Source organism: Kiritimatiellia bacterium (assembly GCA_028715905.1).
Taxonomy (GTDB): Bacteria; Verrucomicrobiota; Kiritimatiellia; order JAAZAB01; family JAAZAB01; genus JAQUQV01.
Genome location: JAQUQV010000006.1, coordinates 28,442 through 40,613, shown reverse-complemented (window position 1 = coordinate 40,613; position 12,172 = coordinate 28,442). Strand labels below are relative to the sequence as shown.

Here is a 12,172-nt window from a genome sequence, read left to right as displayed (position 1 = left end):
AAGACATGAAGGCCGCCAAAGGCGGCAACTATTATTTTTTGCATGTAGGGGGCGTGCTTGTCGCGCCCCTTCAGAGGGCTTCGACGAGCGAAGCCCCTACAAAAAACAGACAACTTTGAAATTCCCATACCTCGAGGAGCAAACCATGACACTGCCGCCGCCCGCGACAAAAAAAATGCTGTCCGTCGTAGTGCCGTTTCTGAATGAAAAAGACAATCTTCCCGTTCTTTACCGGCGGCTGAGTGAAACTCTTGCGGGCGGGGAGGAAGATTTTGAAATCATTTTTGTTGACGACGGCAGTTCGGACGGGTCGGCCGACTGGGTGGCCGCCAGGGCCCGGGAGGACAAACGCCTGAAGCTGATAAAACTTTCCCGGAATTTCGGGCATCAAATCGCGATTACCGCCGGTTTGGACTATTCCGGCGGCGCGGCCGCCGTGATTATTGACGCCGATTTGCAGGACCCCCCGGAAGTCATACCGCGCCTGGTTGAAAAATGGCGCGCAGGATTTGAGGTGGTGTACGCCGTCCGGGAACAGCGGGCCGGCGAAACCTGGCTTAAAAAACTGCTGGCCGGCCTTTTTTACCGGATTTTCAGAAAGCTGGTTGACTTTGAGGCGCCCCTCAACGCCGGCGATTTCCGCCTGGTTGACCGCAAAGTGGTTGCGGCCCTTAAAAATGTGCGGGAGCGGCACCGCTTCATGCGCGGCCTGACCGGCTGGGTCGGCTATACCCATTGCGCGGTAACGTACAAGCGCGAGCCGCGGCAGGCGGGCATCACCAAGTATCCGGTCTGGAAATCATTTATCCTTGCCTGGGACGCGCTCACGTCTTTTTCCGGAAAACCGCTGATGTGGGCGACCGGTCTGGGAATTTTCATAGCCCTGCTCGGCGGTCTTGAGGCCGCCATCATCATCATCAACAAACTGCGCAATCCCTCCGGCCCGGTGCCCGGCTGGGCCACGATAATGGTGGCCGTTCTCCTGCTCGGAGGAATTCAACTGATCAGCCTGGGGATAATCGGCCAGTATGTCGGCCGGATATTTGACGAGGCCAAAAAAAGGCCGCTTTATTTTATCGCCGAAACAATCGGCTTGCCGCCGGCCGAAAAAAACGAATCCGCGCGGGCCGCCGGATAAAAGCGCCCGCGGTTGTTTACGGTTGCAGTTCCATGATCGGGAGCGCGCTGTCCCACTGCCTCATTTTCTGCAGGTCGTAACCAAGCTGGCTGGATTCAATTTCCAGCCGCCGGCTCTCCCCACCATCGGCATCTCCCGGCGGCCGGCCAATGCGCGCGGCCTGCAATTTTTTTTCAATTTCCATGCGCTGTTTTGCCAGGTCCTCCCGGCGCAGGGCAAGAATCAGCGATTTGACCGATTCCTCGTGCGTGGTGAAATCGCTCTTTATTTTTTCGGGCGCGCAGGAAGCGCGCGCCGCCATGTTTGAAAGCGCGCGTTCCTCGTCGTCTTTTTCGGCGATAAGGTCCATGACTTCCCGCCCGGTTTCGTCGGCCTCCAGGCAGACGGCGGCGATCTGCCGGCAGGCATTGTTCGTGATGAGGCTTAAAGGCAGATATTTTCTGACGAGCCCGGCAAGCTTACGCTCATAGAGCAAATGTTCAACCAGCGCCATTTCTTTCGGCGGCACTTTATCCCCTTCCCGGGAAATTTCCGGAGCGGAAAAATTCCGCCGGCGCTTTTCGGCGCGGTTCAGCTCGGCGGCCAGGGCATTCTCGGGCAGGCCGAGCCGCTCGGCGGCGGTTTTCAGCATGCCCGCCCGCAGAACGGGGTTGCCTGTCTGCAGGATCGCGGCGATCACCGCCGCGCTGATGCGCATCATGGCCGCATCGGTCATTGTGTCCGTTTCAGCGCTCAAGACATCAACCTGGAAATCAACCGCCGACTGCGCCCTGTCCAGAATCTCCCTGAACCTGGCGGGACCGCCGCTTTTCCGCAGCAGGGTATCCGGGTCGTCGCCTTCGGGAAGCACGGCCACGCGCACTGCCAGGTCCGCCCGCAAAAACACCTCCGCCGCGCGGATCGCCGCCTTCCGGCCGGCGGCATCGGCGTCAAAGACAAGCACGACGCCGTCGGCATAGCGTTTGAGGATGCGCGCGTGGTCGTCGGTAAAAGCCGTGCCTTGCGCCGCGACGGCGGTGTTGAAACCGGCGAGGTGACAGCGAATCACGTCTATCTGACCCTCGCAGACGACGGCCTCATGCTGTTCCACAACCGTCCGGCGGGCCTTGTCCAGGGCATAAAGCAGACGGCCCTTGTGAAAGAGCTGCGTTTCGGGCGTATTGACGTACTTGGCCGCGGACGCATCATCCCTGAGAATACGCCCGCTGAACCCCACCACGCGGCCCTGCTCGTCGCGCACGGGGAACATCAGCCGGCCGCGGAAACGTTCATACCAGGGAGCGCGGCCGTCTCCGCCGCGGCCTCCGCCCGGCGGCATAACAAGCCCGGCCGCCTCAAGCTGGGAACGCTGGTATTTTTTGCCCGCCCATTTCAGGATGGTATCCGGACGGTCCGGCGCGTAACCGACCAGGAATTCTTCCACGGTTTTCCGGCCCAGGTCGCGGCTTGCGAGATACTTGCGGGCCCCTTCCGCGGCGGGATCATGCAGGAGAATTTTATGGTAAAGCTGGGCGGCGAGCGCATTGATTTCATAAAGCACATCCTTGGCCGGCTGATCGTCTTTTGCGCCGGATTCAAACGCCAGCCGGATATTGGCCCGGTCCGCCAGCATCTTGACCGCGGTCATAAAATCAACTTTTTCATAATTCATCACGAAACGGAAGACGTCGCCGCCGGCGCCGCAGCCGAAGCAGTGGAATATCTGCCGCTGGGGATTGACCATGAAGGAAGGGGTTTTTTCCTTGTGAAAGGGGCAGAGCGCCTTGAAATTGGAACCGCTGCGCTGAAGCTGAAAATACGAGCCGACTACATTGACAATGTCGTTTGCCAAACGGATTTCCTCAAGCACGGCGTGGGAGACAAGCGGCGACATTTTAAACTACGGTTCGGATTGGCGAGGTTTTTCCTCTTCCGGTTTTCCGGCCGGCGGCGGGCAGCGGGGGCCGGCGGGCGCGGGTTCGGGACTCATCTGACGGACGCGGGCGGCGAGCGCGGCGATTTTTACCTGCACGGCGGGGGCCGCCTTGAAAACGGCTTTGCCGGCGTATGAATCAACCCGTATCATCTGGCGCAATTGCCCGTGCGGCCAGAGGCCGGCGGCAAATATCCACAACGCGGCAATCAGGCCGCCGCGCATAATGCCCGCCGCCGCCCCGGCCGGCCGGTCAAAAGCATCGTTGAATTTTACGTTTACGAGGAGCGTGCAAATAATGCGGAGAAAAAAGAAACAGACCCCCGCGCCGACCACGATCAGCAGAAACGCCAGGGCCGCGGCCATCTCCGGATTTGCGGTCAGGCGGGAATGACTGGCGATCATGTCGCCGAATTTTTCGTAGAAACCCAGCCCGGCGGCCAGGACCAGGCCGGTGACCAGCAGCCGGAACAACTCCCCGGAAAGGCCGCGGCGCAAGCCCATCAACAATTCCCAGAGAATAACGGCGACAACCAGCAAATCAATAATATACGGCTTCATTGGTTACAGACATTATTGCCGCGCGGCGTTTTGTTTCCGGAACATTCTTTCCCAGAAGGAGCGCGGCTTGCCATCCCGCGCGACCGGCGAATTTTCCGGAGGCTTGAACTCAAAATTCATGGCCTTCAGGCGGCCCAACGCCTCGGGAGCGCGGGAATCATGCGGAAAACGCGCGGCAAATTGATTATAGGCCGCCGCCGCGGAGTTGGTGAGGGAAAGCTGCTGGTCGTAAAGCCCGGCCAGGAGCCAGAGCGCTTCCGGGTCTTCGGGCCTGAGCTCGTCGGCCTTCTTGAGAGATATGATGGCCGTGTCAAATTCATTCTTTTCAAGGGCCAGCCTGGCCAGGGCCATGGCGGCCGGATAGGGGTTTGCATCCTGAGTCAGGGCGGCTTTAAAATAGGGCAAAGCCTCTTCCTTCTTATTTCTTTCCGCAAAATAAACGCCGAGATCGTAGGCCGCCTGCGCGTTGCCCTCCGCCAGGGAAATGGCGCGTTTCACGGCCTGATTTGCCACGGTTGCCCTGCCGGACTGTTCGGCCGCGCGCGCGATGCGCAGATAATTGTTGAACGCCGCTTCCCGCCGGTTCTGCTTTTCAAGCTTTTCCGCCACCCGCATCAGTTCCTCAAAGGAAGGGTAAACCACCGCCGGAACAGCCGCGGGCGGGCGGGATGGAGCGGCGGAAATTTCCGCGGTTTCCGCGGTTACGGCCGGCGGGGATACGGCCGCCGGAGAAGGTTTGCCGGCGGGGGGCGGCTGCGGCGGCCGGTTGTTTTGCAGATTTTTGATAATCAAACGGACCTGGTCGCCCTGGCGGCCGGAGGGCGCAAGTTTTGAGTACTCGGTAAAAAGCGGCAGAGCCTGATCGTCCCTGCGCAGATAGCGCTGGTTGATCACGGCCAGGTTATAAACCGCCGGGGCATAATGAGCATCCTTCTCAAGGGCTTCCTGCAACAGCTCCAATGCCCGGTTGATATTGCCGGCCTCAACTTCCAGCACCGCCAGGGAAGACAGAATGCGCGGCGAAGAAGGGGCATGCCGCGCGGCTTCCTTCAGGACGCGCCGGGCGTCGTCCCATTGCCGCTGCCGGCCGTGGATGACGGCAAGGAATTCAAGCGCGCGCGGGTCGCGTTCGTTCAGGATGGCCGCTTTTTCAAAGCAGGCGACGGCCTTGTCCCCGTCCCCATTCTCCCAAGCGACAATACCCAGGTTATAGACCGGTTCCGGCGCGCCGGCGTCGGCCGCGCTGGACTCCTCAAACAGACGCATGGCGCCGGTTTTCCGCCCAAGACGGTAATAAGCAATGCCCATGCCGTTCAAGACAATCGCCCGTTCGTTGTTGGAGGTGATACCGGGCAGGGCGCGTTGAAACCACGTTATGCTTTCGGCATGCCTTCCTTTTTCCAGAGCGCGCATTCCGCGCCGGATAGCCCGCGGACCGGAGTCGCCGGAACAGCCGGCGAAGCAAAGGATAAACGCCATATATAGCAGAAACCTGGCCAATGCGGTGCCTTTCGGGTGCAGTTTGGATTTTCCTTGATTTGCCCCTGCTATATACTATTTAATTCCGGATTATGCAATGTAAAATTTTAAAGGCAAACCCGGCATGGTAAACGGCGCCAAGCGCATTCTGATAGTGAAATTAAGCTCGCTGGGAGACATCCTGCACGCCCTGCCGGCGGCGCATTGCCTGAAAAACGGCTTGCCGGCCGAAATTGACTGGGTGGTTCATCCCGCTTATGCCGAGCTGGTAAAATGTTTTTCCGACGTCAGCCGGACGCTTGTTTTTCCGCGCCGCGGCGCGCCCGCTGAATTCATCCGGCAAACCCGTTTGCTCCGCGCGGAACAATACGAAATGATTATTGACCTGCAGGGCATTCTGAAAAGCGCGCTCGTCAACCGCCTGGCGCGCGGAAAACAACGGATCGGGCCTTCGTTCCACCGCGAAGGCTCGTTTCTTTTCTATACGGTCGTGGCGGGGAAAAAAAACAAAAACCGCCACGCGGTTGACGAGATTATGGACGTGGCGCGTTATCTGCATCTGCCGCTTCTTCCTCCCGTTTTTCCGATGAACATTCCCTTTCAACTGGTCAGCGAGCCGGCGCCGCGCATTGCCATGCTGCCTTTCTCGCGCTGGCCGAGCAAGAACTGGCCGTGCGCGTCATTCGCGCGCGCCGGCCGCGAATTGCAGGAAAACCTGGACGCTTCCATATATATTTTCGGCGCGGCCGGCGACCGGCCGGCGGCGGCGGAAATCGCCCGGGAATTAAACGGCCGGGCGGTCAACCTGGCCGGGAAAACGACTCTGCCGCAACTGGCCGGACTGTTGCGCGAAATGGATCTGGTGCTCACCAATGACTCCGGGCCGATGCACCTGGCCGCGGCCTTTGGAAAGCCGACCCTGGCGTTGTTCGGTCCGACCGACCCGGTCCTTACCGGTCCTTACGGCCGGAATCATGCCGTCTTGAAGGGCAAATTACACTGCCAGCCGTGTTTTTCGGCGCGCTGCCGGTTCCGCGACAATTCCTGCATGCAAACCATAACGCCGGAAACCGTGATAAATACGGCCATGGATATGCTGGGATATGCTGTCGCAAAAGAGAGAAAATGATTGCAAAAATAATAATGCTTGCCCGATGAAAACGGCATTGTTATAATAACTTCGTTTTTTATGTTTATGTGCGGCCGCAGGCAAACGCCACAGCCCTTATGCGCAAGATATTTGAACTGCTGGGTCTCGCCAAGGAGTCGGACAAGGACATGCTCCAGTCCCCGCTGCATCACACGGTTTTGCCGGATCAGCAGAGGGACAAGCTGGAAAAGGATATTCTGATACTGGACGATGAATTCGGCCTTAAGGAAAAACGCCTGCAAAGGGAAGCCGAACGGCAGGTCCAGGACGCCGCCGAAGACTCCATCAAACAGCTGCATGTGATTCAGATGGGGCTCTGCCCGCGTTGCGGCGAACACCTCAACGAGAACCTCTTCGCGACAGTCTGCGAGGCCTGCGGCTGGAACACGTATGAAACTCCGGCAAACGGCCCGGTTCGCGTTCATTTGCGCGCAAGCCAGGCCGTAATTGAAGGCGACCGTTGTTATGTGACGGTGCCCGGCGATGTGTTTCTGCTGAAAAATGACGTGGTCATCGCCAAAATCAACAAGGGCGCGATTGACTGGATTGAATATGTCTGGACCGAGGAAGAAATTTCCCAGCGTTACCGCCAGGTCATTGACCGCTTGAAAATAAAATGCAGCTGGTGCGAAAAAGACGCCGATCCAAAACAGGAAGGCTTCCGGCTCGTTCAGGCGGCATTCGGCTCGTGCCAGGAACGCCATGTTTTCTGTTCCCAGGAATGTTACGAAGCTTTCCGAAAAATGTATCCCTCCCGCGTGCACCGCAACTGTTATGAGCGCAAATGCTCCGAATGCGATCTGTGCACCAAACGTTACGATGACGAATCCGAGGGTATCAGGATGATAGCCAAGGATTTTATAAAGGTGAAAAACTTTGAGATTTCGCGCAAAATGCGCGCCTGATGCGATTTCCGCGGGCCGGCGGCGCGGTGTGAATTCTGCAACCCCGGTTGGCGACTGCGCCGGCCGCGCCGCAAAAATGCTGTATGCTTTGACGGAACGTCTTGCGGCAGCCGACAGAACGGGCGAAAGATATGGGTGATTTCCGCGTAACATCCGCCGGCGCTTTGCCGTTAACCGCAAAAGAGCGCCGCCTGCGCCGGGTGCGCTTGCTGGCGGCCGCCGGCAGCGGCGCGCTGTTGCTGATTCTGGCCGGTTTCATCATACCGGTCAACCAATACGTGCGTTCCGCGGGATATGTTACCTCCGACCAGTACGCGGAAATAAGGGCTCCGCTGGTCGGCAAGATCAGCAGGATTTACGCCCAAACCGGCACGCAGGTCAAAGGGGGCGACGTCCTGCTGGAGCTTGACAGTTCCGAGGAGCAGGCCGTGCTTGAAGAGGCCAAAAGCCGGATGCAGAAGGCGGAAGACGAACTGGCGCGCCGCGAAGCCGAAATCGCCGAGGAAAAGAAACGGCTGGCCGAGGATATCATTGTCGCCCGCCTGCGGCTCTCCAACGCCGTCAGCCGCCTCATGCGCTCCCGGGAACTGGTGGATAAAAAGGCCGTCTCGGAGGCCGCGCTGGAAGACGACATCCTGAAGGAGAAACTGGCCCGCGCCGAACTGGGAACGCTGACCAACAAGGATCTGACCGTTTACGACAAGCAGATCATTGTCCTGCGGCGGGAACTGGAAGCGCGCAACGACGCGGTTGAACACGCGGATATCAACGTCCGCGCCAAGCAAATCAGAGCGCCGATCGCCGGCCAGGCGCTGCGCTATGAATTCGTGGTCGGGGAACTGGTGCGGCCGGAAATGGTTTTATATGAAATTTTCGGGGGCGACCGGCTGATCCTGAAGCTGCGCGTGCCGGAACGGCATGCAACCCGCGTCACGCCGGGCAACCGGTATTCGGCGATGCTCATCCCGTACCGCGGTCTGAAAGACATTTACTTTAAGGGCAGGGTGGAGCGCCTGCGAAACGTCATCCAGTCGGAAGGACAGCAGACCTACCGGGTGGCTTTCTGCAGTTTTGACCCTGAAAATTACAAAGTCCCGCCCGGCACCACCGCGGAAGCAAAAATTTACTATGGGAAAACACGCTTCTGGTTCTTTCTATTCGGGCTGCATTAACCCGGAAAGAAAACGCAAAGTGACAAACGCACACAGGCGCAAAGTTTATTTGTTTGTCTCTGAATTTCTTCCCTTTGTGCCTTCTGCCTTTGTGCCTCTGTCCCTGTCTTCCAATGCCTGAAAAACAACTACTTTCCCACCGGGAAATATTTTCCTTCCTTGCGCCCTACCGCTGGCGCATGACAAGCCTGATGGCGCTGACAATTGTGCTCTCCATCCTGAACATGTGCACCCCGCTTGTTTCCCGGGCGTTCATTGACCGGGTCGTCTCCCTCGGCCAGCGCGAACTCTTTGCCCCCCTGAGTTTAATCCAGGTTTTCCTGGTAGTTATCATCCCGCTGGCCGGCTTCCTGCAGAACATCCAGATGACTTACATCGGCCAGAAATTCGTGTTTGATCTCAGGGATTTCCTCTACACGCACATCCTCGGCCTATCGCTCCGCTTCTTCGGCAAAAACAGCACCGGGAAACTGGTCAACCGGGTCATGGGCGACAGCGGCACCGTTGCGCGCGTTCTTTCCGCCCAGACCTTCACCATTATCTCCGACGTCGTCTGCTGCGCCTTTGCCGTCACGGCCACCTTCGCCCTGAACTGGAGGCTGGCCATGCTGATCACCCTGATTGTCGCCATCTTCGTTCTGAATTATGTTTTCAACGCCAGAAAAATAAGGAGTTTGTCGGAAGACTTCTGGTGGTCGCACGACCGCCTTGCCGGAGGCGTGCAGAACCGTTTGGTGGCCAACGTGGCCGTCAAATCCTTCGGCGCTGAAATCCGGGAGCACGGAATTTTCCAGGATCAGGTTGGGCTCAGCATGAATTTGCGCGAGACCCTCGGCCTCGCCAGCCAGAAATTCACGCTGAACACGGCGCTCATTCAGAACCTCGGCCGCGCCCTGCTATTTTTCCTGGGATGCCATCTGGTCCTGGCCGGCGAAATGACTTACGGCGATGTTACCGCGTTCGTGGCTTACGCCATGCAGCTGCTCTGGCCGGCCGTGCGTTTTTCCGAACTGGCCCTGCAGTTGCAGGACGTGCGCGTCGCCCTCGGGCGCATTTTTGAAATAAGCCGCGAGAAACCGGAGGTCGTCAACACGCCGCGCGGAATAAGACCCGCGGCCCTGCGCGGCCAGATAGACTTCCAGAAAGTCAATTTTGAATATGAAAAAAATCACCCCATTATCCGCGATTTTGACCTGCACGTTGCGCCGGGCGAAACCGCGGCCCTGGTCGGCCCGACCGGCTGCGGCAAAAGCACGCTCCTGCTTTTGCTCATGCGTTTCTACGACGTTACCGGCGGCCGGCTCCTGATTGACGGCCGGGACGTGCGCGACTTTGACCTTTACGCCCTGCGCCGCGCGTTCGGCATTGTCCTTCAGGACCCGATGCTTTTCAACATCTCCATCGCCGATAACATCCGCTACGTCCGGCCGAACGCCCGGGAAAGCGAAATTGAAGCGGCGGCGCGGGCCGCCGAGATTCACGATTTCATCATGACCCTGCCGGACAAATACCGCACCGTGATCGGCCAGGAGGGGCTGCAGCTTTCCACCGGCCAGAAACAGCGGCTCACCATCGCCCGCGCCCTGCTCGGCAAACCGGCCGTCATGATCATGGACGAGGCCACCAGCGCGCTGGACAGCGAATCCGAGCGCGCGATCCAGGTCGCCATGGAGCGGGTTTTGCGCAACCGCACTTCGTTTGTCGTCGCGCACCGCCTGAGCACCATCCGCAACGCCAGCCGGATCGTGCTGATCAAAGGGGGCGGAATCCTGGAAATGGGAACCCATGACGAATTGATGAATATCGGCGGCCGATACCGCGCGCTGTATAACCAGCACGTCGGCAAGGAATTTATTGAGGACGACACATTGTGAAGTTTCATCACCGCCAGTACGACTTTCGCCCGCCTTACCGCGAGCGGGAACGCAAAAAAGGCCACGTGAGCCTTTTTTTCAGGTTCATCCGCATTTATATGGCGCCCTTCAAAAAACTGCTCCTGGCATGCATTCTCATGACGGTGCTGGACTACTGCGGCTCATTTTATATCCTGGCGTATTACAGCAAACTGGTTATTGACTCCATCCTCGTGGTCAGTCCGCCCGCCGTTGATCCGGGTTTCCATGAGAAAAACGCCGAAAAGAGTTTGCCGGGATTAAAGCAGGACAGGAAACAAACCGCGCCGGCGGAAAACGGCCGCAGGACAATCCGGACCAAAGAACAGCCCAAAACTTTTTCCCGGCGGCCGCCGGGCGCGCGGCAGAAATTATGGGGCGTTTTCGCGCTCTATGCCATCACCATGATCGTTGGCAATCTGTTCGGCCGGACGGCGGGACGCCTGCGGATCGCCATCGGCCAGAAACTGACCCTGAAATTACGCGAAGACATGCACGCCAAAATCATGCGCCTCTCGCTGGATTACTACGCCCTGCACACGCCGGGCCGGCTGCTTGCCCGCATTATTTCCGATACCGGCGCCGTGCAGGACCAGTTGATGAACATATTGGTCAACGGCTTTTCACAACTGGCGATTGTTCTGACCGGCGCCGTTATCCTGCTGATTATCAACTGGCAAATGATGCTGATTGTGGCCGTTTCCCTGCCGTTTTACGTCCTGATTTACAAGACGGCCCATCCGCTGCTGATAAAAATCCACCGGGAAATGAGCCACACCAACGCCTGCCTCTGGGGACTGGCATCGCAAAAGCTGGACGCCATCCGTATGATCCAGGCCGGCAACCGCGAAAAAAAGGAACGTTTGTTCTTCCACCGGCTGGCGGCCTGTTATCTGCGCGACTCGCTGGCCCAGAACAGGATCGGCGCAACCGCCAATACCCTCGGCGCCAGCCTGAGCGGACTGATTAGCGGCGCGGCCGTATTCCTCTACGGCATTCACCAGGTGCTCAACCATAACCTGACCCTGGGCGAAATGATGTACGCCTGGGGAACGGCCTGCGCCCTCTTCGGGCCGATCCTGCAGATCAGCGGCCTGAACACAACCTTCGCCCACCTGCTCGTCACCCTGCGGCGGCTTTCGGAAGTGCTGGATGAACCGGTTAAAATCGCCGACGCCCCGGATGCGGTTGACTTTCCGGCGCCCCTGCGGCGGGGAATTGTTTTCAACCGGGTGCGCTTCGGTTACGACCCGGACGGCGAAGAAGCGCTGAAGGATATTTCCCTGAAAATTCCCGCCGGCTCCTGGCTGTGCGTCATGGGCGCCAGCGGCTGCGGCAAAACCACTCTGCTGCACCTGAGCGACCGCCTCTTTGATCCGACCTCGGGCGCAATCATGATTGACGACATCCCCCTGACCCGCATTAAGCTCGCCTCCCTGCGCCGGCGGGTGGCGCTCGTCCCGCAGGAACCCCAGATTATCAGCGGCACGGTCAGGGACAACATCTGTTACGGCTGGCCCGAGGCCGAGCCGTCTCAAATCATCGCCGCCGCCGCCGCCGCCGAATTTCACGACTTTGTCATGACCCTGCCGGCGAAATACGAAACCATGCTCGGCGAAAAGGGCGCCAGCCTTTCCGGCGGACAGAAACAGCGCCTGTCCCTGGCGCGGGCGCTGTTGACCGATCCGGAAGTGCTCCTGCTGGACGACTGCACCTCCTCCCTTGACGCGGAAACCGAAACGCGGATCCAGGAAACGCTCTCCCGAATACTGGCCGGCAAGACCGCTATTATTGTTTCGCAGCGCGTTTCCATGGCCCGGCGCTGCCAGCGCGTCTGCGTGATTGAAAACGGGCTGGTCACGGAAGAAGGCGCGCCCGGCGAACTCGCCGCCCGGAACGGATTTTACGCCCGTCTCCATGCCAGACAGACGGAGTGAAAAGATAGCGGTCAACGGCCGGAGAT

The 12,172-nt window shown here is 58.8% G+C and carries 9 protein-coding genes; 6 read left to right on the top strand and 3 right to left on the bottom strand.

Features of this window, described 5'->3' with window-relative positions:
• Positions 1-175: 175 nt before the first annotated feature.
• A complete protein-coding gene (locus PHP98_02540) occupies positions 176-1,138 on the top strand; it encodes a glycosyltransferase family 2 protein (protein MDD5482521.1) in 963 nt (320 codons plus the stop codon).
• Positions 1,139-1,154: 16 nt separating this feature from the next.
• On the opposite strand, the gene dnaG is transcribed toward PHP98_02540, so the two are convergent.
• Genes dnaG through PHP98_02525 form a run of 3 tightly spaced genes read right to left on the bottom strand, consistent with a single transcriptional unit; the run spans position 1,155 to position 5,024 of the window.
• Positions 1,155-3,011 carry a DNA primase gene (gene dnaG / locus PHP98_02535; GenBank protein MDD5482520.1) on the bottom strand — a complete coding sequence of 619 codons (1,857 nt, stop codon included), beginning with the start codon at positions 3,009-3,011 and terminating at the stop codon, positions 1,155-1,157.
• A 6-nt stretch (positions 3,012-3,017) separates the two neighbouring features.
• On the bottom strand, positions 3,018-3,611 hold the full coding sequence (locus tag PHP98_02530; GenBank protein ID MDD5482519.1) for a CvpA family protein: 594 nt from the start codon (positions 3,609-3,611) through the stop codon (positions 3,018-3,020).
• 12 nt (positions 3,612-3,623) lie between these two features.
• Positions 3,624-5,024, bottom strand: a complete 1,401-nt coding sequence (locus PHP98_02525) for a tetratricopeptide repeat protein (GenBank protein MDD5482518.1) — start codon at positions 5,022-5,024, stop codon at positions 3,624-3,626.
• A 190-nt stretch (positions 5,025-5,214) separates the two neighbouring features.
• Between PHP98_02525 and waaF the strand changes: the two genes are divergently transcribed.
• From waaF to PHP98_02500, 5 genes are all read left to right on the top strand, one after another.
• Complete coding sequence (gene waaF, locus PHP98_02520) at positions 5,215-6,219, top strand: lipopolysaccharide heptosyltransferase II (protein MDD5482517.1); 1,005 nt, start codon at positions 5,215-5,217, stop codon at positions 6,217-6,219.
• Between the two features lie 98 nt (positions 6,220-6,317).
• Complete coding sequence (locus PHP98_02515; GenBank protein MDD5482516.1) at positions 6,318-7,145, top strand: hypothetical protein; 828 nt, start codon at positions 6,318-6,320, stop codon at positions 7,143-7,145.
• A gap of 131 nt (positions 7,146-7,276) precedes the next feature.
• Positions 7,277-8,317 (top strand): efflux RND transporter periplasmic adaptor subunit, encoded by a 1,041-nt coding sequence (locus tag PHP98_02510; protein MDD5482515.1) that lies wholly within the window; start codon positions 7,277-7,279, stop codon positions 8,315-8,317.
• Positions 8,318-8,430: 113 nt separating this feature from the next.
• Positions 8,431-10,191, top strand: a complete 1,761-nt coding sequence (locus PHP98_02505; GenBank protein MDD5482514.1) for an ABC transporter ATP-binding protein — start codon at positions 8,431-8,433, stop codon at positions 10,189-10,191.
• Complete coding sequence (locus tag PHP98_02500; GenBank protein MDD5482513.1) at positions 10,188-12,146, top strand: ABC transporter ATP-binding protein; 1,959 nt, start codon at positions 10,188-10,190, stop codon at positions 12,144-12,146. Before PHP98_02505 ends, PHP98_02500 begins: the two co-directional genes overlap by 4 nt.
• Positions 12,147-12,172 lie beyond the last annotated feature (26 nt).

What these genes read in the sequence shown, in the direction of transcription:
- waaF (MDD5482517.1), top strand. Translation starts at nt 5,215, where the DNA reads ATGGTAAACGGCGCCAAGCGCATTCTGATAGTGAAATTAAGCTCGCTG.
- PHP98_02505 (MDD5482514.1), top strand. Translation starts at nt 8,431, where the DNA reads ATGCCTGAAAAACAACTACTTTCCCACCGGGAAATATTTTCCTTCCTT.
- PHP98_02530 (MDD5482519.1), bottom strand. Translation starts at nt 3,611, where the DNA reads ATGAAGCCGTATATTATTGATTTGCTGGTTGTCGCCGTTATTCTCTGG.
- PHP98_02515 (MDD5482516.1), top strand. Translation starts at nt 6,318, where the DNA reads ATGCGCAAGATATTTGAACTGCTGGGTCTCGCCAAGGAGTCGGACAAG.
- PHP98_02510 (MDD5482515.1), top strand. Translation starts at nt 7,277, where the DNA reads ATGGGTGATTTCCGCGTAACATCCGCCGGCGCTTTGCCGTTAACCGCA.
- PHP98_02540 (MDD5482521.1), top strand. Translation starts at nt 176, where the DNA reads ATGCTGTCCGTCGTAGTGCCGTTTCTGAATGAAAAAGACAATCTTCCC.
- dnaG (MDD5482520.1), bottom strand. Translation starts at nt 3,011, where the DNA reads ATGTCGCCGCTTGTCTCCCACGCCGTGCTTGAGGAAATCCGTTTGGCA.
- PHP98_02525 (MDD5482518.1), bottom strand. Translation starts at nt 5,024, where the DNA reads ATGCGCGCTCTGGAAAAAGGAAGGCATGCCGAAAGCATAACGTGGTTT.